The sequence below is a fragment of the Frigoribacterium sp. PhB160 genome (assembly GCF_003751785.1).
GTDB lineage: Bacteria > Actinomycetota > Actinomycetes > Actinomycetales > Microbacteriaceae > Frigoribacterium.
This window is the reverse complement of sequence record NZ_RKIE01000003.1, coordinates 254239-280685: the sequence shown is the minus strand read 5'-3', so window position 1 is coordinate 280685 and position 26447 is coordinate 254239. Positions and strand designations below refer to the sequence as shown.

Below are 26447 nucleotides of genomic sequence, written 5' to 3'. Positions count from 1 at the left end.
TGACGCGAGCCCCCGAGGCGGCGCGCCCGGCCCCCGGGCGGCCCGCGGAGGGCGGAGCTCCACCCGACCCCGCTAGTATCGGGCGACCCGTGACCCCCTACCTGGAGACCGATGGGACTGCTCGACAACTTCGAACGTGGGCTGGAGCGCGCCGTCAACGGCGCCTTCGCCAAGACGTTCCGTTCGGGCGTGCAACCCCTCGAGATCACGAACGCCCTGCGTCGCGAGCTCGACACGAGGGCAGCCGTGGTCTCCCGCGACCGAATCCTCGTCCCGAACGAGCTGCTGGTCCGGCTCTCCCCCGCCGACTACTCCACGATGTCGGCCATCGGGTCGACGCTGATCGACGAGCTCACGCAGCTGACCCAGCGCCACGCGACCGCGCAGGGCTACAGCTTCGCCGGGCCGCTCGGCGTCCGCCTCCGAGAAGACGACTCGCTCAGCGTCGGCATCATGCAGGTCGAGTCGCGCAACGTGCGCGGCGAGGTCAAGTGGCGCCCCTTCGTCGAGATCGACGGCCGACGTCACGCCCTGGTCGGTCAGCGCACGGTGATCGGGCGCGGCAGCGACGCCGACATCACCATCTCCGACACCGGCACGAGCCGTCAGCACGTCGAGATCCTGTGGGACGGCCAGCACGGCCAGGTCCGAGACCTCGGCTCGACTAACGGCTCGAAGCTCAACGGCAACCCGGTCATGAAGGCGCCGCTGCAGCCCGACTCGACGATCGAGATCGGCCGTACGCGTATCGTGTTCCGGGTGCTGCCCCAGTCGTCGACGCCCGACCCCTTCGAGAGAGGGGTCGATCGGTGACCAGTGAACTCACCCTCCTGGCGCTCCGCCTCGGCTTCCTGGCGGTGCTCTGGCTGTTCGTCTTCGCCATCGTGTTCGCCCTGCGCTCCGACCTGTTCGGCAACCGCACGCGCAAGCTGCCGAGCGATCAGCAGCCGGTGCAGGCGGCGGCCGCCGCGCCTCCCGCGCCCGCCGCCCCGCGAGCCCCCGCGGCCCCCTCCTCGTCCGGAGGCGCGGCGTCGGCCGCCCCCGTCGCCGACGGTCCCGCAGGCCGCCTCGTGATCACCAAGGGCGCGAAGGCCGGCCTCGAGATGCCCCTGGGCGGCGGCCCGCTGACGATCGGTCGCTCGCAGGAGAGCAACCTCGTCATCCGCGACGACTACACCTCGACCCACCACGCCCGCCTCATGCTCTGGAACGGTCGCTGGGTCGTGCAAGACCTCGACTCCACCAACGGCACGTTCCTCGACGGCGAGCGCGTGACGGTCCCGACCCCGGTGCCCGCGGGCTCCGTCGTGACGATCGGCCAGACGAGCTTCGAGCTCCGGCGGTAGGCCCCCATGACCCAGCCCAAGAGTGCTGCTCTGTCCGACGTGGGCAAGATCCGCTCGAACAACCAAGACTCCGGCTATGCCGGCACCCGGTTGTTCGTGGTCGCCGACGGCATGGGCGGGCACGCGGGCGGCGACGTCGCGTCGGCGATCGCGATCCGTCGCATCCGCGAGACCGACCGGCAGTACACCTCCCCCGGCGACGCCGAGTTCGCCCTGCAGTCGTCGCTGATCGCGGCGAACCAGCTGCTCGCCGAGACGGTGTTCGAGCACCAGGAGCTCACCGGCATGGGCACCACGGTGAGCGCCATGCTCCGCGTGGGCGACAGCATGGCCATCGCCCACATCGGCGACTCGCGCATCTACCTGTGGCGCGAGGAGGAGCTCAGCCAGATCACCTCCGACCACACGTTCGTCCAGCGCCTGGTCGACAGCGGCCGCATCACGCCCGAGGAGGCGGCGGTGCACCCCCGGCGCAGCGTGCTCATGCGCGTGCTCGGCGACGTCGACGCCGCCCCCGAGATCGACACGGCGACCCTCGGCACGCAGCCGGGCGACCGGTGGCTGATCTGCTCGGACGGCCTCAGCAGCTACCTCGCCGAAGACCGGATCAAGAAGGCCCTCGGCGCCGGCCTCGACGCCGACGAGACCGCGCGCCGGCTGGTGAAGGAGACCCTCGACCACGGCGCCCCCGACAACGTGACCGTCGTGGTCGTCGACGTCGACGAGACGGGCGACTCGGCCGTCGAGCCCCCGGTCACGGTCGGCTCGGCCTCCGTGCCGCTCACCTTCGAGGCCGAGGCCGGGCGCAAGCCCCTCCGCCTGCCGACGATCCTGCTGCACCCCCTCAAGGTCGCGAGCACGCCGGAGGACAGCCACTTCGAGCCCGAGTCCGACGAGTACCTCGCCGAGCTCATCGCGGAAGACCGCCGCCGCCGGCGACGCCGACGCGTGACCTGGCTCGTCGCCCTCGTCGTGGCCGTCGGCGCCCTCGTCGCGGGCCTCGTGCTCGCCTACCAGTGGACCCAAGACCATTACTACGTCGGCGAGGACGGCGGCACGGTCGTCATCTACCGCGGCGTCCAGCAGAGCCTCGGGCCGATCACGCTCAGCGAGGTCTTCGAACAGACCGACCTCCAGGTGGCCGACCTGCCGAACTACACGCAGCAGACCGTCTCCGACACGATCAACGCCGACTCGCTCCGCGACGCGCGAGCCATCGTCGAGAGGCTGACCGATGCCGCCGAGTGACCGCACGGGCGACGACGCCTCGACCGAGCTGATCGACCGCCAGTCGCCGCGGTCCGGAGGCGCGGGGCAGTCCCCGACGTCCGCCTCCCCCGCCTCCGCCCCACCCCAGAACTTCACGCAGGCGATCACGATCCGCCTCCGCCAGCCGGCGAAGCTCCGCAACCTCGAGCTGCTGATGCTGGTCATCGCGGCGGGCATCTGCGCCGCGGCCGTCGTGCTGGTGCAGCTCGGGGCGCTGGGCGAGATCGACCCGAGCGTCCTGATCGCCGGGTCGAGCATCCTGGGCCTCGCCCTGGTCTTCCACCTCGTGCTGCGGGTCGTCGCCCGCGAGGCCGACCCGTTCATCATGCCGATCGCCCTCGCGCTCAACGGCGTCGGCATCGCCATGATCTACCGCCTCGACCTCGCCGAGGGCAGGTCGGGCTGGGGCGCCCTCGGCATCAAGCAGATCGCGTGGACGGCGATGGCCATGGCGATCGCGCTGATCGCGCTGCTCGTCATCCGCAACTACCGCGTGCTCTCCCGCTACCGCTACATCGCGATGGCGACGTCGATCGTGCTGCTGCTGCTGCCGCTCGTGCCGGGTCTCGGCCGCGACGGCCTGAACGCCCGCGTCTGGATCGACATCGGCCCGTTCTCCTTCCAGCCGGGCGAGATCGGCAAGATCACCCTCGCGATCTTCTTCGCGGGCTACCTCGTCACGGCGCGCGACAACCTGTCGATCATGGGCCCGAAGATCCTCGGCATGCGGTTCCCGCGGCCGCGCGACCTCGGCCCGATCCTCCTCGTCTGGGTCGTGGCGATGGGCGTGCTCATCTTCCAGCGCGACCTCGGCACGTCGCTGCTGTACTTCGGCCTCTTCCTCGTGATGATCTACGTGGGCACGGGCCGGGCCAGCTGGATCGTCCTCGGCCTGACGCTCTTCCTCGGCGGGGCGATCGTGGCGAGCACCTTCCTCGGCTACGTGCAGGGGCGGTTCGCCGCGTGGCTGAACCCCTTCGACGCCACCGAGTACTCCGCGGTGGGCGGGTCGTACCAGCTCGTGACGGGCCTGTTCGGCTTCGCGAACGGCGGCCTCGTGGGCACCGGCCTCGGGCAGGGACGCCCCCAGACGACGCCCCTCGCCGAGAGCGACTACATCTTCGCGTCGCTCGGGGAGGAGCTCGGCCTGGCCGGCATCTTCGCGATCCTCGCGCTCTACCTCCTGCTCGTGTCGCGCGGCTTCCGCATCGGCTTCGTCGGCCAGGACGACTTCGGCCGCATGCTCGGCGTCGGCGTCTCGTTCGTCATCGCCCTGCAGGTCTTCGTCGTCCTCGGCGGCGTGACGCGGGTCATCCCCCTGACCGGGCTCACCGCGCCGTTCCTGGCGGCGGGCGGCTCGTCGCTCGTGGCGAACTGGATCATCGTGGCCCTCCTGCTGCGGCTGTCCGACTCGATCCGCGACCAACCGAGGACGGTGATCGGCTGATGAACAAAGAACTCAGGCGCGTGAGCTTCGTGGTGCTGGCCATGTTCGTCGCGCTCTTCCTCTCGACGACCTACATCACGGCCTTCCAGGCCGACAGCCTCCGGGCCGACGGGCGCAACTACCGCACCCTGCTCGCCAGCTACAGCGCCCAGCGCGGGCCGATCCTGGTCGGCGGCCAGGCCGTGGCGCAGTCGGTGCCCGTCGACGACGTCTACGAGTTCCAGCGCACCTACCCCGACCCGCAGGTCTACGCCCCGGTGACGGGCTACTACACGCTCGGCCAGGGCGCGCGCGGCATCGAGGACAGCATGAACGAGTACCTCACCGGCAACGCCAACGCGCAGTTCTTCGACCAGATCAACTCGGTGCTCACCGGCCAGGACCCCGAGGGGGCGACCGTCAACCTGACGATCGACCCCGCCGTGCAGCAGACCGCCTACGACGCCCTCGGCGACAACGCCGGCTCGGTCGTCGCGATGGACCCGAAGACCGGCAAGATCCTCGCGATGGTGTCGAAGGAGAGCTACGACCCCAACCAGCTCGCGAGCCACGACCGCGACGCCGTCAAGTCGGCGTACGACGCGCTCGTCGCCGACCCGGGCGACCCGCTGCAGAACCGGGCGATCGAGGGCGACCTGTACGCGCCGGGCTCGACGTTCAAGCTGATCACCGTGGCCGCAGCGCTCGAGAGCGGCGACTACACGCCCGACAGCGAGTTCCCGAACCCGGCCACGCTGCAGCTCCCGCAGTCGACCTCCAGCATCAACAACGCCGAGGGCGGCAGCTGCGGAGGCGGCGAGAACGCCACGATCGCGACGGCGCTCCGCCTGTCGTGCAACATCCCCATGGCCCAGCTGGGGCGCGCGCTCGGCGCCGACGCCCTCAGCGACCAGGCGGAGGCGTTCGGCTTCGGCGACGAGTCGCTGGCGATCCCGCAGGCGGTCACCCCGAGCCGGTTCCCCACCGAGACGTCGAACGGCTCGCCGATCGACGACGCGACGCTCATGCTGCAGTCGTTCGGCCAGGGCTCCGACCGCGTGACGCCGCTGCAGATGGCGATGGTCTCGGCCGCCATCGCGAACGGCGGCACCGAGATGAACCCCACGCTGATCGACAGCGTCGTCAACCCCGACCTCTCGCCGGTGGGCGACTTCTCGCCCAGCGAGTACGGCAAGCCCATCAGCGCCGACACGGCGTCGACCATGACGGACATGATGGTGCAGGACGTGGCCGACGGCGCGGCGAGCAATGCAAGAATTGACGGCGTCGACGTGGCGGGCAAGACCGGCACGGCCGAGAACGGCACCGGAGACCCCTACACCCTGTGGTTCACCGGGTTCGCTCCCGCCGCAGATCCCGAGGTGGCCGTCGCGGTCGTCGTCGAGAACGGCGGCGGCCAGGGCCAGTCCGCGTTCGGCAACAGTGTCGCGTCACCAATCGCGAAGAAAGTACTAGAGGCGGTGCTGAACAAATGAGACCTTCGGGCGGAATCACCTTCGGTGGGCGTTACCAGCTCTCGACCCGCGTCGCCATCGGCGGCATGGGCGAGGTCTGGGAGGCCACCGACCTCGTCATCGGCCGCACGGTCGCGATCAAGATCCTCAAGGACGAGTACCTCGGCGACCCCGGGTTCCTCGAGCGCTTCCGGGCAGAGGCACGGCACGCGGCCCTCGTGAACCACGAGGGCATCGCCAACGTCTTCGACTACGGCGAGGAGGAGGGCAGCGCGTACCTCGTCATGGAGCTCGTCCCCGGCGAGGCCATGTCGACCGTCCTCGAGCGCGACCGCGTGCTCCCGACCGACAAGGTGCTCGACATCGTCGCGCAGACCGCGTCGGCCCTGCAGGCGGCCCACGCCGCGGGCCTCGTGCACCGCGACATCAAGCCGGGCAACCTGCTCGTCACCCCCGACGGCCGCGTGAAGATCACCGACTTCGGCATCGCGCGCATCGCCGACCAGGTCCCACTCACCGCGACCGGCCAGGTCATGGGCACGGTGCAGTACCTCTCGCCCGAGCAGGCGAGCGGGCACCCGGCGTCGCCGAGCACCGACATCTACTCGCTCGGCATCGTGGCGTACGAGGCCCTCGCCGGCCGTCGTCCGTTCACGGGCGAGTCGCAGGTCGCCATCGCCATGGCGCAGATCAACGAGCAGCCGCCGGACCTCCCCTCGACGGTCTCCGAGCCCGTCCGTCGCCTCGTGCTCTCGTGCATCGCGAAGAAGCCCGCCGACCGTCCCGCCTCCGCCTCGGCCCTGGCGCAGGCCGCCCGGGCCCTCCGCCGGGGCGACGTCGCCGCCGCCACGGTCGCCGTCCCGGCCATCGCCGCGGCCGGCGCCCTGTCGGCCGACGCCGCGACCCGCGCGTTCGCCGCGCAGGACGCGACGACGCGGCTCTACGACCCGACCGGGTCCTCCGCCCAGCCCGCGACCGGTGGCTACGTCCCGGGCTCGGCCGACCCCGACGCGCTGCACGACGAGCTCCCCGACGAGAAGAAGCCGCGCAGCCCGTGGTTCTGGCCCCTCATCGTGCTGGGCGTCGTCGTGCTCGTCGGCGTCGCCGCGCTCATCGCGTTCGCGGTCTCGTCCGACCAGCCCGACCCGGTCGACACGCCCTCGGCGTCAGCCCCCAGCCAGACGCCCTCGCAGACGCAGACGACGCCGAGCGAGACCCCGGTCGACACGCCCACCACGATCCCCGTCAACGCCAGCGACTACATCGGCCTCGCCGAGGCCGACGCCCGCGCGCAGCTCGAAGACCTCGGCCTCGTGGTCGAGTCGGTCGACAGCTCCACCCCGGCACCCGACGCGGCCGCCGACGGCACGGTCGCGAGCCTCAACCCGACGGGCAACCTGTCCGAGGGCGACACCATCACGCTGGCGATCTTCCGCGCGGCGCCGACGCCCACCCAGCCGACCGCGCCCTCGGCGTCCGAGACGACGGTCGTGGGCGACGGCGAGTCGACGGTGACGGTCTCGTGGCAGGCCTACCAGAACTGCCCGACCGGCTACTCGCTGACCGGCTACTCGTACAACATCACGGGCGGCACCGACGTGAGCGGGGCCGCCGGCGGCGGTCTGGGCACCAACGTGACGCAGGTCGACGTGAAGTCCACGACGCCCGGCAACATGACCGTCACCTACGTCGCCAACTGCGGCCAGCTCGCCAGCACCGCCTCGGCCGGCGTGACCATCGCGGTCACCCAGCCCGCGGCCGAGAGCCCCTCCCCGTCGAGCCCCGGCAACGGCGGTGGCGAGGGCGGCAACGGGAACGGGAACGGCGGCAACGGGCGGCCCTGAGCCCGCCGCTGAGACACGCACGGAGGCCGCGACCCGCGAGGGTCGCGGCCTCCGTCGCGTCCGGGGTCACGAAGCGCTGACAATCATCCCTCGGGCGTACGTCGGCACCCGATCTGGGGGCAGCGTGGCCAGTACACTTGCTCCGACCGTGGGAACCGACAGCGGTCTCGACGGGAGTGCAGGGCGTGGCTGAAGGTGTGAGAGAGGGCGTTCACCTCCTCGCCAACCGGTACCAGATCGGCGAGCTGATCGGTCGGGGCGGCATGGCCGACGTGCACGTCGGCACCGATGCCCGGCTCGGCCGCCGCATCGCGATCAAGCTGATGAAGCCGGCCCTCGCCACCGATCCCGCCTTCCGCACCCGCTTCCGCCAAGAGGCCCAGGCGGCCGCTCGCATGGCCCACCCGACCATCGTCCGGGTCTTCGACGCCGGAGAAGAGACGGTGCGCGACGCGCGGGGGCACGAGGTGCAGGTGCCCTTCATCGTCATGGAGCACGTCGAGGGCCGCCTCCTGAAAGACATGGTCCGCGAGGGGCCCCTCGACCCCGCCGAGGCCGTCCGCATCACGCAGGGCATCCTGACCGCGCTCGAGTACTCGCACCGTGCCGGCGTCGTCCACCGCGACATCAAGCCCGGCAACGTCATGGTCACCCACACCGGCCAGGTCAAGGTCATGGACTTCGGCATCGCGCGCGCGATCTCCGACTCGTCGGCGACGGTCGCCCAGACCACGGCGATCCTCGGCACGGCCCAGTACTTCAGCCCCGAGCAGGCCCGCGGCGAGACCGTCGACTCCCGCTCCGACCTCTACTCGACCGGCGTGCTGCTCTTCGAGCTGCTCACCGGGCGCCCGCCGTTCCGCGGCGACTCGCCGGTCGCGGTCGCGTACCAGCACGTCAGCGAGGCACCGGTGCCGCCGAGCACGATCGAGCCCGGCATCTCGCCCGCGCTCGACGCCGTCGTCCTGCGGGCCCTCGCGAAAGACCGCTTCGAGCGGTTCCAGACCGCCGCCGACTTCCGTGACGACGTCGAGGCGGCCGGCCAGGGCCGGGCGCCCGCTCGTCGTCCCCCGGTGCACGACGCCGGCACGACCCTCTTCGGCGTCGACCCGCGCGCGAGCGCGGGCAGCGAGGCGGCCCTCAAAGAGCTCTCCTCCGACGACAACGACCGTCCGCAGCGCACCCAGACGCGGCCGCCGGTCGCGTGGATCTGGGCGGGCATCGTCCTCGTCGCCATCGTCATCGTGGCCGTCGTCTTCTGGGTCGCCAACATCCGGCCGCCCGAGATCACGACGTCGCAGGGCGCCACCGTGCCCGCCGTGGTGGGCATGAGCTACGACGACGCCGCGGCCGACCTCGAAGACCTCGGCCTCGTGGCCGTCCGGTCCGAGGTGCCCGACGACACCGTGCCCGAGGGGCAGGTCATCTCGGCCGACCCGGCCGGGGGCACGACCGACGTGCCGGCCGGCATGCAGATCACCCTGACGGTCTCGTCGGGGCCGGTGATGTCGACGATGCCCGCCGTGGCGGGCCTCGACGTCGCAGCGGCCTGGCAGGCGGTCACGGCGGCGGGCCTCGACCAGGGCAAGCAGACCACCGACTACTCGGTCGACGTGGCCGAGGGCGGCGTGCTCGAGGCCTCCGAGGCCGAGGGCAGCGAGCTGCGCGAGGGCACCACGATCGACCTCGTCGTCTCGAACGGCCTCGTGCAGGTGCCCGACGTCACGCGCCAGTCGGTGACCACGGCCGTCGACCTGCTGCAAGACCAGCTCGGCCTCACCGTGGGCACGTACACCGACGACGGCTGCTCGGGTCAGACCGTCTCCACGCAGTCCCTCCCGCCGGGCGACCAGCCCCAGGGGTCGTCGATCCAGCTCGGGGTCTGCAGCGCCGAGTGACGCCGACGCCGGGTCCCGGCGTCGTCAGCCGAGGTCGACGAGCGGGTCGAGTCCGCGGGCGGTGACGGCCGCCTCGGGCAGGCCGGCCACGGCGAGCCAGTTGCCGATCATGCGGTAACCGCCCTCGGTGAGCACGGACTCGGGGTGGAACTGCACGCCGTACACGGGCGCCGCCCGGTGGCGGAGGCCCATGATCACCCCGCCCTCCGTCCGCGACGTCACCTCGAGGTCGGCGGGCACGGTGTCGTCGACGACCGCGAGCGAGTGGTACCGCGTCGCGGTGAACGGCTGCGGCACGCCGTCGTAGAACCCGCTGTCGTCGTGCGTCACCCGCGAGGTCTTGCCGTGCATGAGCTCGTCGGCGTGGGTGACGGTGGCGCCCAGCGCCTCCGCGATCGCCTGGTGGCCGAGGCAGACGCCCAGCAGCGGCTTGTCGACCGCCAGGGCGGCGTGGACGACGTCGATCGAGACGCCGGCCGCCGCGGGCGTGCCCGGCCCGGGCGACAGCAGCACGGCGTCGTACTCGTCGATGCGCGACCGGGCGTCGGCCGCCGCGAACGAGTCGTTGCGCACGACCTCGGTCTCGGCGCCGAGCTGCTGCAGGTAGCCGTTCAGGGTGTAGACGAAGCTGTCGTAGTTGTCGACCACGAGGATGCGGGTCACGAGTCCTCCACGGTGACGTCGGGGGCGGGGATGATCTCGTTCACGAGCGGGAAGACCCACTCCACGAGCGCGTAGAGCGCCGCGGCGAGCAGCACCAGCACGATGACCAGCCTGACCCACCACGGCCCTGGAAGGATACGCCAGAGGGCTCCGTACACGGTCAGCTCCCCACGCCGGCGGCGGCCAGCTCGGCCGGCACCTGGTCGAGCGGCTGCCACGAGTCGTACACGCCGTAGGCGACGATGCGCTCCTGGGCCGTGTACTTCGGGTTGCAGCTGGTCAGGGTGATGAGACGCTCCCCGGAGGCGGCGCTCACGTCGGGCGCGTCGGGCACCGGCTGCAGCACCGAGACCTGGGTCGGCTGCACGTACTGGAGGTTGCGGAACACGTAGGTGTACCACCCGTCCTTCGTCTGCACGTACATCCGGTCGCCCTCCTGGAGGTCCGCGATCTGCGCGAACGGGGCGCCGTAGGTCGTGCGATGGGCGGCGACCCCGAAGTTGCCCACCTCGCCGGGCATCTGGGTGTCGTCGTAGTGGCCGATGCCGATGGCGTTCAGGGTCCGCACGGTGCTCGTGCCCCCGGCGATCGGCACGGCGTAGTCGGCGCCGAAGCGCGGCACGTAGAAGTTCGCGAACGTCTCGGCCTCGGCCGGGGCCGGAGTCACGGGCGGCTCGCCGTCCGCGGGCGCGGAGGGCTGCTCGGCCGCCTGCTGGCGGAACTGGTCGCTGAGCTGGGACGCCTGGTCACGGTGCTCACCGGCGACGACGAGGTCGTTGAACCACTGCTGCCAGCCGATGAAGAGGAGCACGAGCACGCCGGCGGTGATGAGCAGCTCGCCGAGCACGCCCACGACCGAGACGCGGCGGCGAGGCCTCCGGACGGCGGCCGTCCGTCGACCACGAGGTCGGCGCTGGTCGTCGGTCATGGGTCGATCCTAGTCAGCGCCCCCGGCGCGCTCCGCCGCCCGGGGTCCGGGCTGTCCAGGGGCCCGCGGGGACCCTGACGGTAGGATGTGCGCCATGGCCAAAGACTCGAACCGCACCTCGAAGCCCGCCCGCGTCCGCGAGGCCCGCTCCGGAGAGGCTCGCACCTCCGCCGACGCGCCCAACCCGGTGTGGTTCAAGCCGGTCATGTTCGGCTTCATGCTCGTCGGCCTTGCCTGGATCGTCGTCTTCTACGTGAGCCAGAGCACCCTGCCCGTGCAGTCGCTCGGCTCGTGGAACATCCTCATCGGCTTCGGCATTATGTTCATCGGCTTCCTCATGACGACCCGCTGGCGCTGACCCCGGCTCGAACGCACGTTCGGAGTTACATCCGTGTAATTGTCCCCAGTGTTAATAAGCCTGTGGATAACTTCTGTGGAGAAGCTCGGGCCCCGAGGTGGGCGGCGCGAGGAGCGACGAACGAAGGAGGCGGTACCCGGGTGGGTACCGCCTCCTTCGTGCCCGCGCCGGCTCGAGCTCGCTAGAGCACGCCGAGGAACTGGGCAGAGCGCACCAACACGATCGCCAGCAGGACGAGCCCGATGCCGGACAGCGCGGCGATCTGCACCTTCGTCCTGGAACGGTGCCGGGTCTTCGTGAAGACCCAGGCCACGGCGGCGCCGACCAGCAGGCCGCCGATGTGCGCCTGCCACGAGATGGCCGGCGACACGAGCCCGATCACGAAGTTGATGGCGAGGAGCACCAGCAGCTGGATGCCGTTCGAGCCGCCCAGGCTGCGGGAGATGACGAAGAACGCCGCCATCAGGCCGAAGATCGCGCCCGAGGCCCCCACGACCGGCGTGCCGGGGGCGAGGAGCGACACGGCGGCGGCACCGCCGAGCCCGCTGATGGCGTACAGCGCGAGGTAGCGGCCCCGCCCGAGGGTCCTCTCGAGCTGCGCCCCGAAGATGAAGAGCGCGTACATGTTGAAGAGGATGTGCAGCACGCTGCCGTGCGTGAACATCGACGTGACGATCCGCCACGGCTGGTCGAGCGCGATCGGGGCGTAGAACGAGAGGGCCGAGGTGACGGCGCCTCCGCTCACGAACTGCACGACGTAGACGAGGACGTTGATCGCGATCAGCGACCACGTGACGACGGGGGCCCCGCCTCGAGCCGCACCGCGCAGGCGCGTCACCGTGGCCGACGTCACCCGGGGCGCCGAGGCCTGGGCCTCGCGAACGCACTCCGGGCAGTGCACGCCCACGGCTGCGGGCGTCTGGCACTGACCGCAGATGGTGCGCCCACACCGCTGGCAGAGGACGAAGCTCTGCCGGTCGGGGTGGCGGTAGCAGTGGTCGGAGGACTCGGGCGGGACCTGGCTCACCTAGACCTCGTCGATGGTGACGCTCTCGATGACGACGTCGTCGAGGGGCTTGTCGCGCGCGTCGGTCGAGACGGCCTCGATGGCGTCGACGACCTTCTTGGACTCGTCGTCGGAGACGACGCCGAAGATGGTGTGCTTGCCCTGCAGCCACGGGGTGGGCACGGTCGTGATGAAGAACTGCGAGCCGTTGGTGCCGCGGCCGCCCTGGATGCCCGCGTTGGCCATGGCCAGAACGTAGGGCTTCGAGAAGTCGAGCTCGGGGTGGATCTCGTCGTCGAACTGGTAGCCGGGGCCGCCGATGCCCTGGCCGAGCGGGTCGCCGCCCTGGAGCATGAAGTCCTTGATGATGCGGTGGAACACGACGCCGTCGTACAGCTTGTCGGTGCTGACCTTGCCCGTGGAGGGGTGGGTCCACTCGATCGTGCCGGTCGCGAGACCGGTGAAGTTGGCGACGGTCTTCGGGGCGTGGTTGCCGAACAGGTCGATCTTGATGGTGCCCTTGTTCGTCTTCATGGTGGCGACAGCAGTGTGGAGTGACATGGGCGACATTCTTCCACAGCGCCCTGATCCGTCAGCGACCGGTCAGCGTTCACGGTGTTACCTGCCAGGATGCCCCGTGCCAGGATGGGACACCAGCACCGCACGTCTCGCTGCCCATTGATCGTTGGAGGAACACTGTGGCCCTGTCACGCAAGCAGAAGAAAGAACTGAAGAAGTTCAAGAAGCACGCGGTCGACGTGTGGTCCCAGCAGCGCGAGGTCTTCAGCCACGCCGGCCAGGTCGTCGGCGACGCTCGCGACCACGGCGTCAAGTACGCGAACAAGAACGTCGTGCCCCGCGTGAAGCACGCCATCGACGACAACGTCCGCCCCGCGGTCTCGCAGGGCCTGTCGGCCGGCACCCACGTCGCGACCAAGGCGCAGGACCGCTTCAAGCACGACCTCTACCCCGCGGTCACGTCGTACCTCAACGGTCTCGACCTCGTGAACGACCCCAAGGTCAAGAAGGCCGTGAAGAACGCCAAGAAGAAGGGCTCGAAGGTCGCGTCGAAGTACGTGCCCCAGAAGAAGAGCGGCCCCGGCGTCGGCGGCGTGCTCCTCATCGGCCTCGGCGTGGTCGCCCTCGGCGGACTGGTCTTCGCCGCCGTGCAGACCCTCCGTGCCGACGACGAGCTCTGGGTCGCCGACGACGACGCCGACACCAAGGCCTGACACCCCCGAACACCAGCACCACCCCGCCAGGGCCCGCCTCCACCCGGAAGCGGGCCCTCCGTGTCTCCCCCCCCCGCAACGAGCGAAGCGACGTTGTCGGGGCAACGAGCGAAGCAATGTTGCCCATCGAACGAGCGAAGCAATGTTCCCCGTGGAACGAGCGAAGCGACGTTCCGCCCAGTCGACGAGCGAAGCGACGTCGACCGCTCCGCGCTCGGCTGCCCATGGGGCCGGCTCCGCCGGCACGCTGCGCCGCAGGAGCGGCGGCGCAGCCGAACCAGCACGAACGAAAAATCCCCGCGAGTTCCCCTCCGGGAAACGAGCAGGGATGAGCCCATTTTTCGTGGAGCCTAGGAGAATCGAACTCCTGACATCCTGCTTGCAAAGCAGGCGCTCTACCAACTGAGCTAAGGCCCCGTGGTGCGGGGAGACCCGTCGGTGTTCTCACGGGAGTGGGGCTAACAGGACTTGAACCTGTGACCTCTTCGTTATCAGCGAAGCGCTCTAACCGCCTGAGCTATAGCCCCCTGGCCGTCGTAAAGCCTACAGCACCACGACGGGGATGACGAATCGAGGGGGCGGGGCCGACCGGCCTCGCCCCCGACGACGTCAGTTGTTGGTGAAGCCGACCAGCAGTCCGCCGGTGACCCGGACGCTGAGGTTGTACAGCACGGCCACGATCGCGCCGATGACGGTGCCGACCACGATGTTCAGGATCGCCACGACGATCGAGAAGAGCATGATCTGCCCGATGTTGAACGAGTTCTGCAGCGTGAAGTTCTGGTCGCCCAGGATGTCGCGCAGCAGGCTGTCGAGGTCGTTGAAGATGCCCGTCTGGTTGAGGATCAGCCAGATGAGGAACGTGGCGACCACCGTGATGATGCCGAGCGCGACGGCGATCAGGAACGACAGCTTCACGACCGACCAGAAGTCGATGTAGACCAGCTTGAGCCGGACCTGCTTCGTGCCGGCGGGCCGCTTGGCCTTGCGCTGGAGTCTCTCCGCGACGCTACTCATCGATCTGTCCCTCTCCGGTGCTCTCTTCGTCGGACGCCTCGCGGCCCTCCGGTGCGTCGACGGCGTCGATCACGTCTCCCGGGCTGACCACGGGAACGGCCTCGTTGTCGCCCACGGCGTCGATCGCCGCCTCGTCGGTCTGGGCCACGAGGTTGCGCTCCGAGTTGCGGGCGACCGCGATGATGCGGTCCTCCGCGGCGAACCGGGCGAACACGACACCCATGGTGTCGCGACCCTTGGCCGGCACCTCGGCCACGGCAGACCGTACCACCTTGCCGCTGGAGAGCACCACGAGCACCTCGTCGTCCTCGCCGACGATGAGGGCACCGGCGAGGTCTCCCCGCGCCTCCGCCAGCTTGGCGACCTTGATGCCGAGGCCGCCACGGTTCTGGATGCGGTACTGGTCGGCGGCGGTGCGCTTGGCGAAGCCGCCCTCGGTGACGACGAAGACGTAGCCCGAGTCGTCGGCGACCGAGGCGGAGAGCAGGGTGTCGCCCTCGCGGAAGGTCATGCCCTTCACGCCGGACGTCGAGCGACCCATCGGCCGCAGCGAGTCGTTGGTCGCGGTGAAGCGCAGCGACATGCCGTGGCGGGACACGAGCAGCAGGTCGTCGCTCTCGTCGACGAGCAGCGCCGAGACGAGCTCGTCGTCGTCGCGCAGGTTGATCGCGATGATGCCGCCGGTGCGGTTCGTGTCGTACTCGGTGAGCGCGGTCTTCTTGATCAGGCCGTCGCGGGTGGCGAGCACGAGGTACTGGGCGACCTCGTAGTCGCGGATGTCGAGCACCTGCGAGATCTGCTCGTCGGGCTGCATCGCGAGCAGGTTGGCGACGTGCTGGCCCTTCGCGTCGCGGCCGGCCTCCTGCAGCTCGTAGGTCTTGGCGCGGTAGACCCGGCCCTTGTTCGTGAGGAAGAGCAGCCAGTGGTGCGTCGTCGTCACGAAGAAGTGGTCGACGACGTCGTCGGCGCGCAGCTGGGCACCGCGCACGCCCTTGCCGCCGCGGTGCTGGCTGCGGTAGTTGTCGCTGCGGGTGCGCTTGACGTAGCCGCCGCGGGTGATGGTGACGACCATCTCCTCCTCGGGGATCAGGTCCTCCACGCTCATGTCGCCGTCGAAGCCGAACATGATCTCGGTGCGGCGGTCGTCGCCGAACTTGTCGGTGATGTCGCGCAGCTCGTCGCTGACGATGGTGCGCTGGCGCTCCGGCTTGGCGAGGATGTCCTGGTAGTCGGCGATCTCGCGCTCGAGCTGGTCGGCGTCGTCCTGGATCTTCTGGCGCTCGAGGGCGGCGAGGCGACGCAGCTGGAGGTTGAGGATGGCGGAGGCCTGGATCTCGTCGACCTCCAGCAGCTCCATGAGGCCGGCCCGCGCCTCCTCGACGGTGGGCGACCGGCGGATGAGCGCGATGACGTCGTCGAGGGCGTCCAGCGCCCTCAGGTAGCCGCGCAGGATGTGGGCGTCGGCCTCGGCCTTCTTGAGGCGGAACCGGGTGCGACGCACGATCACGTCGATCTGGTGGTCGACCCAGGCGGAGATGAAGCCGTCGAGCGCGAGGGTGCGGGGCACGCCGTCGACGATCGCGAGCATGTTCGCGCCGAAGTTCTCTTGCAGGCTCGTGTGCTTGTAGAGGTTGTTCAGCACGACCTTCGCGACGGCGTCGCGCTTCAGCACCACGACGAGGCGCTGGCCGGTGCGGCCCGAGGTCTCGTCGCGGATGTCGGCGATGCCGCCGATGCGGCCGTCCTTGACGAGCTCGGCGATCTTGATCGCGAGGTTGTCGGGGTTGACCTGGTAGGGCAGCTCGGTGACGACGAGGCAGGTGCGTCCCTGGATCTCCTCGACGTTGACGACCGCGCGCATGGTGATCGAGCCGCGACCGGTGCGGTACGCGTCCTGGATGCCCTTGACGCCGAGGATCTGTGCGCCCGTGGGGAAGTCCGGGCCCTTGATGCGCTGGATCAGCGCCTCCAGCAGCTCTTCGCGGGTCGCCTCGGGGTTCTCGAGGTACCACTGGGCGCCCGACGCGACCTCGCGCAGGTTGTGCGGCGGGATGTTCGTCGCCATGCCGACCGCGATGCCGACGGAGCCGTTGACGAGCAGGTTCGGGAAGCGGCTCGGCAGGATCGCCGGCTCGCGCGTGCGGCCGTCGTAGTTGTCCTGGAAGTCGACCGTGTCTTCGTCGATGTCGCGCACCATCTCGAGCGCGAGCGGGGCCATCTTCGTCTCGGTGTACCGGGGGGCGGCGGCGCCGTCGTTGCCGGGCGAGCCGAAGTTGCCCTGGCCGAGCGCGAGCGGGTAGCGGAGGCTCCACGGCTGGACCAGGCGGACGAGCGCATCGTAGATGGCCGTGTCGCCGTGCGGGTGGAACTGCCCCATGACGTCGCCGACGACGCGCGAGCACTTCGAGAAGGCGCGGTCGGGGCGGTAGCCGCCGTCGTACATCGCGTAGATCACGCGACGGTGCACCGGCTTGAGGCCGTCACGCACCTCGGGCAGCGCCCGGCCGACGATGACGCTCATGGCGTAGTCGAGGTACGAGCGCTGCATCTCGAGCTGCAGGTCGACCTGCTCGATGCTGTCGCGCTTGATCGCCGGGGCGAAGGTGGGGGTGCCCTCGGCGTCGTCGCCCTCGGGGGCTGTGGTCGGCTCGTCGGCCATGATTCTCCGTCTGTCGTGGTCTGCCCCGGTCGTCTCCGCGGGGCGCGGGCGTGCTCCGACCGGGCCGGAGGCGCGGGTCAGATGTCGAGGAAGCGGACGTCTTTCGCGTTCTGCTGGATGAAGGCACGGCGCGACTCGACGTTCTCGCCCATCAGGGTGTCGAAGATGGTGTCGGCGGCCGCCGCGTCCTCCAACGTGACCTGCAGGAGGGTGCGGGTGTCAGGGTCCATGGTCGTCTCCCACAGCTCCTTGTAGTCCATCTCGCCGAGGCCCTTGTAGCGCTGGATGCCGTTGTCTTTCGGGATGCGCTTGCCGGCCGCGCGACCCTGCAGGAGGTTCGCGTCGCGCTCGGCGTCGCTGTACACGTACTCGTGGGGCGCGTTCGTCCACTTGAGCTTGAACAGCGGGGGCTGGGCCAGGTAGACGTAGCCGAGGTCGATGAGCGGGCGCATGTAGCGGAAGAGCAGCGTCAGCAGCAGCGTCGTGATGTGCTGGCCGTCGACGTCGGCGTCGGCCATGAGCACGATCTTGTGGTACCGGGCCTTGTCGGGGTCGAAGTCCTCGCCGATGTCGGCGCCGAACGCCTTGATCATGGCCTGCACCTCGTTGTTGCCGAGGGCCCGGTCGAGGCGCGCCTTCTCGACGTTGAGGATCTTGCCGCGGAGGGGGAGGATCGCCTGCGTCTCGGGGTTGCGGCCCTGGACGGCCGAGCCGCCGGCCGAGTCGCCCTCGACGATGAAGATCTCGGAGAGCGACGGATCTTTGCTCTGGCAGTCCTTCAGCTTGCCGGGCATGCCGTTCGACTCGAGCACGCCCTTGCGGCGGGTCTGCTCGCGCGCCTTGCGGGCGGCCATGCGGGCCTGCGACGCGAGGATGCCCTTGCGGACGATCTCGGCGGCCTGACGCGGGTTGCGGTCGAACCAGTCGGTGATCTGGTCGAAGGCGACCTTCTGCACGAACGACTTCGCCTCGGTGTTGCCGAGCTTGGTCTTCGTCTGGCCCTCGAACTGCGGCTCGCCGAGCTTGATCGAGATGACGGCCGTCAGGCCCTCGCGGACGTCGTCGCCGGTGAGGTTGTCGTCCTTCTCCTTGAGCAGCTTGTTCTTGGGGTCCTTCGCGTAGCGGTTGACCAGCGTGGTCAGCGCCGCGCGGAACCCCTCCTCGTGCGTGCCGCCCTCGTGCGTGTTGATCGTGTTCGCGTAGGTGTGGACGCTCTCTTGGTAAGAGGTGTTCCACTGCATGGCGACCTCGAGCGAGATCTTCTTCTCGGTGTCCTCCTGCTCGAAGGCGATGATGTCGTCGTGGACGGTCTCGACCTTCTTCACGGTGTTGAGGTACTGGACGTAGTCGACCAGGCCCTTCTCGTAGAGGAAGACGTCGTGGCGCGCCTCGACGCCCTCCTCCTGCACGCGCTCGTCGCTGAGCTCGATGCGGAGGCCCTTGTTGAGGAACGCCATCTGCTGGAACCGGGTGCGGAGCGTCTCGTAGTCGAACTCGACGGTCTCGAAGATCTCGGAGTTCGGCCAGAAGGTGATCGTCGTGCCGGTCGTGCCGTCCTCCTCGCCCTTGGCGAGGGGCGAGACGGGCACGCCGTCGGTGAAGCTCTGGCGGTAGACGTTGCCCTGGCGGCGGACCTCGACGTCGAGCTCGCTCGAGAGCGCGTTGACGACCGAGCTGCCCACGCCGTGCAGGCCGCCCGAGACGGCGTAGCCGCCGCCGCCGAACTTGCCGCCGGCGTGCAGCACGGTGAGCACGACCTCGACGGTCGACTTGCCCTCGACGGGGTGGATGTCGACGGGGATGCCGCGGCCGTTGTCGACGACGCGCACCCCTCCGTCTTCGCGCAGCGTGATCTCGATGTGGTCGCAGTGGCCGGCGAGGGCCTCGTCGACCGAGTTGTCGACGATCTCGTAGACGAGGTGGTGCAGGCCGCGGGGGCCGGTGGAGCCGATGTACATGCCCGGTCGCTTGCGGACGGCCTCGAGGCCCTCGAGCACCTGGATCGCACTGGCGCCGTAGGAGTCGTCGGGCTGTTCGGCGTCGGTGGGATTCAGTGACATGTGCGTGGGGGCTCCTGCCGGCGGGGACGAGGGGTGCCGCACCCGGTCGCGACGCTCGACAGCGACGCCCAGGACGACCTCCAGAGTCTACCGCAGCCCCCTCCCCGATAGGGGAAGATCCGCCCTCAGAGGGATTTTCCCGAGGCCGATGGACGATTCACCCTCCCTAGCCGTAGGTATCGCGAGGACCGCGCCCTGGGACCGATCTGGGACCGCGTTTCCAGGACGGGGCGTTGGGTGCCAAGAATCGCACCGACTGGATGCCCGCCTCCGGGTACCTCTGGACGATGGTCGTCGTGACCGTCCCGCGCATCAGCCGCAGCTGCGTCGCCCAGGCCGTCGAGTCGCACTGCACGGTCAGCGTGCCGTCGTCGATCGAGACCGGGTGCGAGTGCGACGACAGCTCGTCGCCGACCATGTCGGGCCACGCGGTCATCAGCTCGGACTGCGCCAGGGGCGAGTTCCAGCCCATCTCGCTGGTCACGCTCGCGAGCACGTCGGCGATGCCGCGCGGCTCGCGGCCGGTGCCGAAGGGCTGGCTCGGCGACCCGAGCTTGATCGCCTTGCGTCGGCGGCCGTCGCGCGAGCGCTGGTTCGGGTCGCCGAAGACGCGGCGGAACCGCAGGTAGACGCGCTGGGCTTCGTTCTCGCCGCGAGGAGCAGGAGGTTCTGCCTCGCCGCGAGGAGCAGGAAGTCCTGCCTCGCCCCGGGGAGGCGCGGGCTCCGCCCCGGCACCGCCCGCGGCCGCGGGTCCGGTCGCCTCGTCGCCGCCGCTCATGCCGTACCTCCGACACCGTCGTCGGGGGTGTCACCAGCCGTGGCGTCGGGGATCGAGGCCGGTGCGGGGGTCTCGACCGGCGGCTCCGGCTGCTCGACGATCGTGCCGGCCGCGATGCGGACGGTGTGCGCCTTGAGGCGGTCGGGGACGTCGCCCTCGACGGCCGCCGTGATCAGTACCTGCTCGTAGTCGGCCACGGCGTCGGCCAGTCGGTCGCGGCGCGACCCGTCGAGCTCGGCGAAGACGTCGTCGAGCACGATCACGGGATCGCCGGTCACCGAGTCGGCGCGCACGACCGCGGCCGACGCGAGCTTGAGGGCGAGGGCGAACGACCACGACTCCCCGTGGCTGGCGTAGCCGCGGGCCGGCAGGCCGTTGAGCGAGAGGAAGAGGTCGTCGCGGTGCGGGCCGACGAGGGTGAGCCCGCGGTCGAGCTCGGACGGGCGGACCCGGGCCAGCGCCTGGCGGAAGACCTCGGGGACGTCGGCCGCCGGGATCGACTCGCTCGGCGCCTCCGCGGCGGTGGTCTCGTCGTCGGGGACGGAGCCGCGGATGCTCAGCACCGTCGAGAGCCGGGCGGCGTGGTCCTCGCCGGCGACGGCGGCGTAGGCCCGGGCGGCCTCGGGCGCGAGGTCGGCGACGAGACGGTCGCGGGCGACGACGATCTCGCTGCCGAGGGCGACGAGTCGTTCGTCCCAGATGTCGAGGGTGCCGAGCTGGCCGGGCTTCACCCCGGAGGCGCGGGCCGACTTGAGGAGCGTGTTCCGCTGCTTCAGCACCCGGTCGTAGTCGGCCTGCACCCCGGCGAACCGCGGCGCGCGGGTGACGAGCAGCTCGTCGAGGAAGCGGCGGCGGCCCGACGGCTCGCCACGGACGAGGGCGAGGTCTTCGGGCGCGAAGAGCACGCTGGTGAAGTACCGCGGCAGCTCGCGGGGCTTGATCGCCCCGCGGTTGACCTGCGCCCGGTTGGCCGACGACCGGTTGATCTGCACCTCGGCGAGCAGCTCGCGGTCGCCGGCCTGGAGCCGGGCCCGCACGATCGCCGAGTCGGTGCCCTGGCGGATCATCGCCGCGTCGGACGAGACCCGGTGCGACCCGAGGGTCGCGAGGTAGCCGAGCGACTCGACGAGGTTGGTCTTGCCCTGGCCGTTCCGCCCGACGAAGAGGTTGGGCCCGCGCGCGAGAGCGACTTCGGCGGATGCGTAGTTCCGGAAGTCGGTCAGGCTGAGATGCAGTACTCGCACGCGGGCCGGGAAGGCGGCTAGGCCTTCTTGACGGCGTGGCCGCCGAACTGGTTGCGCAGGGCGGCGACGGCCTTCATGGTCGGCGAGCCCTCGCCCTGGCGCGACACGAAGCGCGCGAAGATCGACGCGCTGAGCGCCGGCATCGGCACGGCGTGGGCGATGCCCTCCTCCAGCGTCCAGCGACCCTCGCCGCTGTCCTCGACGTAGCCCGAGAGCGCCTCGAGCTTGGGGTCGGCGTCGAGCGCCAGCACCATGAGCTCGAGCAGCCAGGAGCGGACGACCGTGCCGCGCTGCCAGGCCTTGAACACCGCGGGGACGTCCTCGACGAGGCCCTTGGCCTCGAGGAGCTCGTAGCCCTCGCCGTACGCCTGCATGATCGCGTACTCGATGCCGTTGTGGACCATCTTCGCGTAGTGTCCCGCGCCGACGCCGCCGGCGTGGCTGAAGCCCTCCTCGCGGGGGCCCTCCGGACGCAACGCGTCGAAGACGGGCATGGCGCGCTCGACGTCGGCCGCGTCGCCGCCGACCATCAGGCCGTAGCCGTTGTCGAGGCCCCAGACGCCGCCCGAGACGCCGGCGTCCATGTAGCGGATGCCCTTCGAGTCGAGGAGCGTCGCGTGCACCTCGTCGTCGAGCCACTTCGAGTTGCCGCCGTCGATGACGAGGTCGCCCGGCTCGAGGACCTCGCTGAGGTCTTTGATGACCGCGTCGGTGATCTGGCCGTGGGGGACCATGACCCAGACGAGGCGGGGGGACGGCAGCGCCTGGGCGAGGGCGCCGAGGTCGGCGACGTCGGACACGGCGGGGTTGGCGTCGTAGCCGGTGACCTCGATGCCCGCGTTGCGCAGGCGAGCGCGCATGTTGTTGCCCATTTTGCCGAGACCGACGAGGCCGATGTGCATGTGAATCCTTCGTTCGTGGGAGGCGCGGTGAGCGCCCCGGTTCTGTGGCGCGCGACTAGCGCAGGAGGAGGTTGGGCTGCAGCAGGTACTTGTAGCTGTCAGCCCCTGCCTGGTCCCTCGACGACTGACTGGTGATCAGCACGGGACCGGGCTTGTTCGGGTTCTCCGTCTTGGTGAAGGAGATCCGCACGAACTCGGAGTGGACCGCTCCGAGACCGTCGAGGAGGAACTGCGGCTTCAAGGAGACCACCGTGTCCTCTCCCGTCAACAACGCATCGATCGACTCTGACGCCTGCGCCTGCTCACTGCCGATGGCCTCGAGGGTGAGGCCGTCGATCGTGAACGTGAACCTGAGGGCCGCCTCGCGCTCGAGCACGAGCGAGACGCGGCGGACGGACTCGACGAGCTCGGCCGTGTTGATCACGGCGTAGTTCTCGACGGTCTCGGGGAAGAGCCGCTTGACCGGGGGGAAGTTGCCCTTGATCAGCAGCGAGGTGACGGTCTTGTCGCCGGCCTGGAACGCGATGAGCTCGCGGTCGTCGGTGCCGGTGATCGAGACGGCCACGGTCGTCGCGTTGCCGAAGGTCTTGCCGACCTCCTGCAGGGTGCGGGCCGGGACGAGCGCCGTCGTGGTCTCGCTGCTCGCGGCGGTGCCGGGGTCGAAGTCGATGCCGCGGACGGCGACGCGGTAGCGGTCGGTGGCCACGAGCGACAGCGCGTTCTCGGTCACCTCGAGCTGCACGCCGGTGATGACCGGGGTGACGTCGTCGCGCGACGCGGCGACGGCGACCTGCGAGATCGCCAGGGCGAAGCGGTCGCCGGGCACGACGCCCGAGCGCTCGCCCACCGTCGGCAGCGTGGGGTACTCCTCGACCGGCATGCTCAGCAGCGAGAAGTTCGCCGAGCCGCAGCTGACCGCGATGCGGTTCTCGTCGGTTGCGAAGGTGACGGGGGCGTTCGGGAGGCGGCTCGCGATGTCGGCGAGGAGGCGGCCCGAGACGAGGATCGTGCCGGGTTCGTCGACCTCCGCCGCGATGCTCGTCTGGGCCGAGACCTCGTAGTCGAAGGACGAGAGCGTGAGGCCGTCGGTCGTGGCCTCGATGAGGACGCCGCTGAGGATCGGGAGCGTGGTGCGCTGCGGGAGCAGCTTCACCGCGAACGAGACAGCATCGCTGAAGACGTCACGGTTGACCTGGAACTTCACGCGGGGACCCCTATCGACTACCTGCTCGTGGACGGCCCGCCAATACTGCCACAGCGGACAGGCGGCCCGTCCCGGGCACCGGGAGGGCGGCCGGCTGTCCACAAGGTTGTCTCTTCATCAATTTCTTGTAATCCAGGATTAACAGTCTTAACCGTTGTGCACAGTGTGGATAACCTGTTTAAAACCCCGTCGCTCCGGCGAATGACACGTTCTCGACCTGTGGACGGGATGTGGAGCGACGGTCGGAGAAGTCGCACGGCCCGATCCTCGGCCGAGGCCGTTCCCACAGGGTCGTGTCATCCGCCCACAGTCGACCAGGTAGTTATCCACGACTTTCCACAGGTTATCCACACTGTGGGATCGATGGCGGTCCTGAGGGCAGGCAGCGCGCCTCCACGGGGCTCCGGGGACGACGAACGGGCGTCGACACGAGGTCGACGCCCGTCGGGGCGGAGCGGTCGGGAGGGGCGGTGCAGCGCCCGCGACTCGCCTACTTGTAGCGGGTGTCCTGCTTGATGCGGCTGGTCAGCTCGGTCACCTGGTTGTAGATCGAGCGCCGCTCCTTCATGAGCTCGCTGATCTTCTTGTTCGCGTACATGACCGTCGTGTGGTCGCGGTTGCCGAACAGCTGCCCGATCTTCGGGAGGGAGAGGCTGGTCAGCTCACGGCAGAGGTACATGGCGATCTGACGGGCCGTCGCGATGGCCTGCGACCGGGACGAGCCGTAGAGGTCGTCGACCGTGAGCTTGAAGTAGTCGGCGGTCGAGTTGATGATGTCGACCGGCGCGATGACGTTGTCCTCGTCGAGGGTGATGAGGTCCTTGAGCACGGTCTGCACGAGGGCCATGTCGACCGCGGTGCGGTTGAGGCTCGCGAACGCCGTGACGCGGATGAGCGTGCCCTCGAGCTCGCGGATGTTGCTCGACACCTTCGTCGCGATGAACTCGAGCACCTCGTCGCGCACCTGCAGCTTCTCGCTCTGCGCCTTCTTGCGGAGGATCGCGATGCGCGTCTCGAGGTCGGGCGCCTGGACGTCCGTGATGAGGCCCCACTCGAAGCGGGAGCGCATGCGGTCCTCGAAGCCGGTGAGGTGCTTCGGCGGCAGGTCGCTCGTGATCACCAGCTGCTTGTCGTGGTCGTGCAGCGTGTTGAAGGTGTGGAAGAAGGCCTCCTGCGTCGAGTCCTTGCCCTGGAGGAACTGGATGTCGTCGATGAGGAGGATGTCGATCTCGCGGTACCGCTGCTGGAAGAGGTTCGAGCGGTTGTTGGCGATCGAGTTGATGAAGTCGTTCGTGAACTCCTCGCTGCTGACGTACCGCACCCGGATGCCCGGGTACATCGTCTCGGCGTAGTGGCCGATGGCGTGGAGGAGGTGGGTCTTGCCGAGGCCGGACGACCCGTAGATGAAGAGGGGGTTGTAGGCCTTGGCCGGCGCCTCGGCCACGGCGACGGCCGCGGCGTGCGCGAAGCGGTTGGAGGCGCCGATGACGAAGTTGTCGAAGCTGTACTTCGGGTTCAGGCGCGAGTCGTTGCGCTTGCCCGTCGCGGGCGACTCGACCGGGGCCGGCACGAAGGGGGCCTCGATGTAGTGGGCGGGCTCGGACTCCTCCGGCTGCTGCGTGAGGGTGTCGGGCGTGATGTCGGGATTGACCGTGATGGCGAAGCTCGCCACCGAGGCGTCGCCGAGGGCCGCGATCGACTCGAGCAGGGGGGTGCGGATGCGCTGCTCGAGCATGCCGCGGGTGAGGTCGTTCGGGACCTCGAGGTAGAGGGTGCCGCCGAGCACGCCCTTCGGCTCGACCAGGCTGATGAACCCGTGCAGCTGGGGCGTGATCCGGTCGTCGGTCGTGAGGCTGGCCAGGACGGACCGCCAGAGGTCCTGGACCGGATCGACGGTGTTCGCCACGGGGCTTCCTCTTCCTGTGGGGCTCTGTCGAGTGCCCCGGTTCTCGTGCGCACGCCTCCGCGCCGACCGGACAGAGGGGATCTCTGCACCGACTTATGCACAGCTTTCTCCACCGGTCGACGGTGGGCGTCGTGGCCGGGAGAGCCGTGGAATCCGTGTACTTACGGGGATCTGGAGCGTGAGGTACCCACTGTAGTTCGCACGAGTATGTCTCTCGCAACCCGAGTTCTCAACAATGTGGATAAACCCGAGCCCGTCCGCCGTTTGACCACGGGACGGATGCCGCGTACTTTTAATCAGTTGATTTCAGCCGATTGGGCTGTACAAGACTTCCCGGACGTCGGCAGCAGGCCAGTGTCCGCTTCCCCCTACGGAGAACACCATGAGCAAGAGAACGTTCCAGCCGAACAACCGTCGCCGCGCCAAGAAGCACGGCTTCCGCGCCCGCATGCGCACCCGCGCCGGCCGTGCGATCCTCGCGCACCGTCGTGGCAAGGGCCGCACCGAGCTCTCGGCGTAGAACCCTCCGTGTTGGCCCGGGCCAACCGCATCGTCCGCGCAGACGACTACCGAAACACAGTGCGCCGTGGCCGCAAGTCGGGCACGGCGCACTCGGTCGTCTACGTGCGTCGTCGTGACGACGACCAGGTGCGGTTCGGCTTCATCGTGGCCAAGACGGTCGGCAACGCGGTCGCCCGCAACACCGTGCGCCGACGCCTCAAGGGCGTGTGCCACGAGCTGCTGCCGACGACGCCGCCCGGCACCGACGTGGTGATCCGCGCCTTGCCAGGCAGCCTCGACGTTCCGTGGTCTACCCTGCTCAGGGACATCTCGGGGGTCGTCGACAAGGTCGTGGAATCGTGATCAGGGCACTGCAGGTCGTGGCGTTGCTGCCTCGCAACGCCTGCGTCGTCGTGCTCCGTGCGTACCGGGCCGTCGTCTCCCCCCTCTACGGCGACGTCTGCCGGTACCACCCCTCCTGCTCCCGCTACGCGCTCGAGGCCATCCAGCAGCACGGCGTCGTCCGCGGGGTGGCCCTCGGCACCTGGCGCATCGGCCGGTGCAACCCCTGGTCCGCCGGCGGCGTCGACGACGTCCCTCGGCCTCGTCGTCAGAAGCACTCCCTCACCGCCTTCGGGTTCGTGATCCCCCTGGCCGACGGGCCCGGCCCCGTCCTCGGCGCCGCCCCCCGTCTCCTCGCACAGACCCACCGGAAGGGCTGACCCGCACAC

The 26447-nt window shown here is 69.7% G+C and carries 24 protein-coding genes and 2 tRNA genes; 12 read left to right on the top strand and 14 right to left on the bottom strand.

The window, feature by feature from the left end:
- The first annotated feature begins 111 nt into the window (after positions 1-111).
- The 7 genes from EDF38_RS14360 to pknB all read left to right on the top strand — a co-directional run bounded on the left by EDF38_RS14360 (position 112) and on the right by pknB (position 9258).
- Entirely contained in the window at positions 112-813 is a 702-nt protein-coding gene (locus EDF38_RS14360; protein WP_123356566.1) for a DUF3662 and FHA domain-containing protein, read from the top strand.
- Positions 810-1346 (top strand): FHA domain-containing protein, encoded by a 537-nt coding sequence (locus EDF38_RS14355; protein ID WP_123356564.1) that lies wholly within the window; start codon positions 810-812, stop codon positions 1344-1346. Before EDF38_RS14360 ends, EDF38_RS14355 begins: the two co-directional genes overlap by 4 nt.
- A gap of 6 nt (positions 1347-1352) precedes the next feature.
- On the top strand, positions 1353-2594 hold the full coding sequence (locus EDF38_RS14350) for a PP2C family serine/threonine-protein phosphatase (RefSeq protein ID WP_123356562.1): 1242 nt from the start codon (positions 1353-1355) through the stop codon (positions 2592-2594).
- Entirely contained in the window at positions 2581-4062 is a 1482-nt protein-coding gene (locus EDF38_RS14345; protein ID WP_123356560.1) for an FtsW/RodA/SpoVE family cell cycle protein, read from the top strand. Before EDF38_RS14350 ends, EDF38_RS14345 begins: the two co-directional genes overlap by 14 nt.
- Entirely contained in the window at positions 4062-5537 is a 1476-nt protein-coding gene (locus tag EDF38_RS14340; RefSeq protein ID WP_123356558.1) for a penicillin-binding protein 2, read from the top strand. Before EDF38_RS14345 ends, EDF38_RS14340 begins: the two co-directional genes overlap by 1 nt.
- Positions 5534-7360 (top strand): serine/threonine-protein kinase, encoded by a 1827-nt coding sequence (locus EDF38_RS14335; protein ID WP_123356556.1) that lies wholly within the window; start codon positions 5534-5536, stop codon positions 7358-7360. Before EDF38_RS14340 ends, EDF38_RS14335 begins: the two co-directional genes overlap by 4 nt.
- A 197-nt stretch (positions 7361-7557) precedes the next feature.
- The gene (gene pknB, locus EDF38_RS14330) at positions 7558-9258 is read left to right on the top strand and encodes a Stk1 family PASTA domain-containing Ser/Thr kinase (protein ID WP_199734753.1); all 1701 of its coding nucleotides are present in this window, start codon (positions 7558-7560) and stop codon (positions 9256-9258) included.
- A gap of 24 nt (positions 9259-9282) precedes the next feature.
- Here the strand turns inward: pknB and EDF38_RS14325 are convergent, their stop codons facing one another.
- Both EDF38_RS14325 and EDF38_RS14320 read right to left on the bottom strand, forming a co-directional pair.
- Positions 9283-9921: an aminodeoxychorismate/anthranilate synthase component II gene (locus EDF38_RS14325; RefSeq protein WP_123356554.1), complete on the bottom strand. Its 639-nt coding sequence runs from the start codon at positions 9919-9921 to the stop codon at positions 9283-9285.
- 160 nt (positions 9922-10081) lie between these two features.
- A complete protein-coding gene (locus EDF38_RS14320; protein WP_123356552.1) occupies positions 10082-10849 on the bottom strand; it encodes a class E sortase in 768 nt (255 codons plus the stop codon).
- A 94-nt stretch (positions 10850-10943) separates the two neighbouring features.
- Between EDF38_RS14320 and EDF38_RS14315 the strand changes: the two genes are divergently transcribed.
- A complete protein-coding gene (locus EDF38_RS14315; protein WP_123356550.1) occupies positions 10944-11207 on the top strand; it encodes a cell division protein CrgA in 264 nt (87 codons plus the stop codon).
- A 181-nt stretch (positions 11208-11388) separates the two neighbouring features.
- Here EDF38_RS14315 and EDF38_RS14310 read toward each other — a convergent pair whose 3' ends face one another.
- Positions 11389-12234 carry a rhomboid family intramembrane serine protease gene (locus EDF38_RS14310; protein ID WP_123356548.1) on the bottom strand — a complete coding sequence of 282 codons (846 nt, stop codon included), beginning with the start codon at positions 12232-12234 and terminating at the stop codon, positions 11389-11391.
- A complete protein-coding gene (locus EDF38_RS14305) occupies positions 12235-12774 on the bottom strand; it encodes a peptidylprolyl isomerase (RefSeq protein ID WP_123356546.1) in 540 nt (179 codons plus the stop codon). It abuts the gene before it with no gap.
- A gap of 137 nt (positions 12775-12911) precedes the next feature.
- Between EDF38_RS14305 and EDF38_RS14300 the strand changes: the two genes are divergently transcribed.
- Positions 12912-13445, top strand: coding sequence for a hypothetical protein (locus EDF38_RS14300; protein ID WP_123356544.1), 534 nt, complete (start codon positions 12912-12914; stop codon positions 13443-13445).
- Positions 13446-13789: 344 nt separating this feature from the next.
- Here EDF38_RS14300 and EDF38_RS14295 read toward each other — a convergent pair.
- The 10 genes from EDF38_RS14295 to dnaA form a co-directional block, all read right to left on the bottom strand.
- Positions 13790-13862 (bottom strand) — tRNA-Ala (locus EDF38_RS14295).
- Between the two features lie 36 nt (positions 13863-13898).
- A tRNA-Ile gene (locus EDF38_RS14290) sits at positions 13899-13972 on the bottom strand.
- Positions 13973-14054: 82 nt separating this feature from the next.
- Complete coding sequence (locus EDF38_RS14285) at positions 14055-14462, bottom strand: DUF3566 domain-containing protein (RefSeq protein WP_123356542.1); 408 nt, start codon at positions 14460-14462, stop codon at positions 14055-14057.
- A complete protein-coding gene (gene gyrA / locus EDF38_RS14280) occupies positions 14455-17121 on the bottom strand; it encodes a DNA gyrase subunit A (RefSeq protein WP_123356540.1) in 2667 nt (888 codons plus the stop codon). The genes EDF38_RS14285 and gyrA overlap by 8 nt, the downstream gene beginning before the upstream one ends.
- A gap of 77 nt (positions 17122-17198) precedes the next feature.
- Positions 17199-19181 carry a DNA topoisomerase (ATP-hydrolyzing) subunit B gene (gyrB, locus tag EDF38_RS14275; protein ID WP_123356538.1) on the bottom strand — a complete coding sequence of 661 codons (1983 nt, stop codon included), beginning with the start codon at positions 19179-19181 and terminating at the stop codon, positions 17199-17201.
- A 166-nt stretch (positions 19182-19347) separates the two neighbouring features.
- Entirely contained in the window at positions 19348-19959 is a 612-nt protein-coding gene (locus tag EDF38_RS14270) for a DUF721 domain-containing protein (protein ID WP_123356536.1), read from the bottom strand.
- Positions 19956-21203, bottom strand: a complete 1248-nt coding sequence (gene recF, locus EDF38_RS14265) for a DNA replication/repair protein RecF (RefSeq protein WP_123356535.1) — start codon at positions 21201-21203, stop codon at positions 19956-19958. Before recF ends, EDF38_RS14270 begins: the two co-directional genes overlap by 4 nt.
- 17 nt (positions 21204-21220) lie before the next feature.
- Entirely contained in the window at positions 21221-22105 is an 885-nt protein-coding gene (gene gnd, locus EDF38_RS14260) for a phosphogluconate dehydrogenase (NAD(+)-dependent, decarboxylating) (protein WP_123356532.1), read from the bottom strand.
- Positions 22106-22160: 55 nt separating this feature from the next.
- Positions 22161-23309, bottom strand: a complete 1149-nt coding sequence (gene dnaN, locus EDF38_RS14255; RefSeq protein ID WP_123356530.1) for a DNA polymerase III subunit beta — start codon at positions 23307-23309, stop codon at positions 22161-22163.
- 490 nt (positions 23310-23799) lie between these two features.
- Entirely contained in the window at positions 23800-25215 is a 1416-nt protein-coding gene (gene dnaA / locus EDF38_RS14250; protein ID WP_123356528.1) for a chromosomal replication initiator protein DnaA, read from the bottom strand.
- 382 nt (positions 25216-25597) lie between these two features.
- Between dnaA and rpmH the strand changes: the two genes are divergently transcribed.
- Genes rpmH through yidD form a run of 3 tightly spaced genes read left to right on the top strand, consistent with a single transcriptional unit; the run spans position 25598 to position 26438 of the window.
- Positions 25598-25735 carry a 50S ribosomal protein L34 gene (gene rpmH, locus EDF38_RS14245; RefSeq protein WP_123356527.1) on the top strand — a complete coding sequence of 46 codons (138 nt, stop codon included), beginning with the start codon at positions 25598-25600 and terminating at the stop codon, positions 25733-25735.
- A gap of 8 nt (positions 25736-25743) precedes the next feature.
- Positions 25744-26079, top strand: coding sequence for a ribonuclease P protein component (gene rnpA, locus EDF38_RS14240; RefSeq protein ID WP_123356525.1), 336 nt, complete (start codon positions 25744-25746; stop codon positions 26077-26079).
- The gene (yidD, locus tag EDF38_RS14235; protein WP_123356523.1) at positions 26076-26438 is read left to right on the top strand and encodes a membrane protein insertion efficiency factor YidD; all 363 of its coding nucleotides are present in this window, start codon (positions 26076-26078) and stop codon (positions 26436-26438) included. Before rnpA ends, yidD begins: the two co-directional genes overlap by 4 nt.
- Positions 26439-26447: the final 9 nt, after the last annotated feature.